General features: G+C 43.6%; 1 protein-coding gene. It reads left to right on the top strand.

Annotation, left to right across the window (positions count from 1 at the left end):
- A partial coding sequence (locus ACFO3O_RS22395; RefSeq protein WP_379983054.1) for an Ig-like domain-containing protein occupies positions 1-2,492 on the top strand: 2,492 nt, incomplete at both ends.

A 2,492-nucleotide genomic window follows, 5' to 3' on the forward strand; every position in this document is an offset into this window, starting at 1 on the left:
GAGGATACCCCAGTAGATATCGCGGTATTAGATAATGACGGTTTTGATCCAACCAGTGATGTAGAAGTAACCGATGTTACGGATCCAGCTAATGGAACAGTAACGATCAATCCTGATGGGACAGTAATCTACACGCCAGATCCTGATTTTAATGGTACCGATACCTTTGACTATACAGTCACCGTAACAAATCCTGATGGCAGTACCACTACGGAAACAGCTACGGTAGTAGTCACAGTGACTCCAGTAGATGATATCATGGATGATACGGCGACCACACCAGAGGATACCCCAGTAGATATTGCAGTATTAGATAATGACGGTTTTGATCCAGATTCAGATGTTGAAGTAACGGAGGTAACAGATCCAAACAATGGAACGGTCACCATCAACCCTGATGGAACGGTGACCTACACGCCAGATCCTGATTTTAACGGAACAGATACCTTTGACTATACAGTCACCGTAACAAATCCTGATGGAAGTACCACGACAGAAACAGCTACCGTAGTAGTCACAGTGACTCCAGTAGATGATATCATGGATGATACGGCGACCACACCAGAAGATACGCCAGTAGATATCGCGGTATTAGATAATGACGGTTTTGATCCAACCAGTGATGTAGAAGTAACCGATGTTACGGATCCAGCTAATGGAACAGTAACGATCAATCCTGATGGGACAGTAACCTACACGCCAGATCCTGATTTTAACGGAACAGATACCTTTGACTATACAGTCACCGTAACAAATCCTGATGGTAGTACCACTACGGAAACAGCTACCGTAGTAGTCACCGTGACTCCAGTAGATGATATCATGGATGATACGGCGACGACACCAGAGGATACCCCAGTAGATATTGCAGTATTAGATAATGACGGTTTTGATCTAGATTCAGATATCGAAGTAACGGAGGTAACAGATCCAAACAATGGAACAGTGACCATCAACCCTGATGGAACGGTGACCTACACGCCAGATCCTGATTTTAACGGAACAGATACCTTTGACTATACAGTCACCGTAACAAATCCTGATGGAAGTACCACGACAGAAACAGCTACCGTAGTAGTCACAGTGACTCCAGTAGATGATATCATGGATGATACGGCGACGACACCAGAAGATACGCCAGTAGATATCGCGGTATTAGATAATGACGGTTTTGATCCAACCAGTGATGTAGAAGTAACCGATGTTACGGATCCAGCTAATGGAACAGTAACGATCAATCCTGATGGGACAGTAACCTACACGCCAGATCCTGATTTTAACGGAACGGATACCTTTGACTATACAGTCACCGTAACAAATCCTGATGGAAGTACCACTACGGAAACAGCTACCGTAGTAGTCACCGTGACTCCAGTAGATGATATCATGGATGATACGGCGACGACACCAGAAGATACCCCAGTAGATATCGCGGTATTAGATAATGACGGTTTTGATCCAGATTCAGATGTCGAAGTAACGGAGGTCACGGATCCAAACAATGGAACAGTGACCATCAACCCTGATGGAACCGTGACCTACACGCCAGATCCTGATTTTAACGGAACAGATACCTTTGACTATACAGTCACCGTAACAAACCCTGATGGAAGTACCACTACGGAGACAGCTACCGTAGTAGTCACAGTGACTCCAGTAGACGATATCATGGATGATACAGCGACGACACCAGAGGATACGCCAGTAGATATCGCGGTATTAGACAATGACGGTTTTGATCCAGATTCAGATGTCGAAGTAACGGAGGTAACAGATCCAAACAATGGAACGGTCACCATCAATCCTGATGGAACCGTGACCTACACGCCAGATCCTAACTTTAATGGAACCGATACGTTTGATTATACCGTAACAGTCACGAATCCTGATGGATCAACGACAACAGAAACTGCTACGGTAGTAGTAACAGTAATACCAGATAACCCATCTTTAGAGTTATTAAAAGATGGTGTGTATGAGGACACGAATGGTGATGGTATTGTAAACGAAGGAGATTCAGTTCTCTATACCTTTACAGTAACCAATAATGGAGATGTACCTTTATTTGATATTACGATTACTGATCCATTAGTAACCGTAATCGGCGGTCCGATTGATTTAGGAGTCGGTGAGAGTGATAGTACGACGTTCACAGCGGTCTATGTGCTTACACAAGATGATATCGATGCAGGAGGTGTATATAATTTAGCAACAGTTAATGGAGTAGATGGTGCTGATGAACCAGCAATAGATGAATCAGAAGATCCAACGCCGATTGATCCGAATGATCCTGAGAATCCACCGATTGATCCAAACTGTCCAGATTGTACGATCACAGTAATTGATCAAGACCCATCTTTAGAATTATTAAAAGATGGTGTGTATGAGGATACCAATGGTGATGGTATTGTAAACGAAGGAGATTCAGTTCTCTACACCTTTACAGTAACCAACAACGGAAACGTAACCATTACAGGAATCACGATTACCGA

The sequence above is a fragment of the Dokdonia ponticola genome (assembly GCF_042653865.1).
Lineage (GTDB): Bacteria > Bacteroidota > Bacteroidia > Flavobacteriales > Flavobacteriaceae > Dokdonia > Dokdonia ponticola.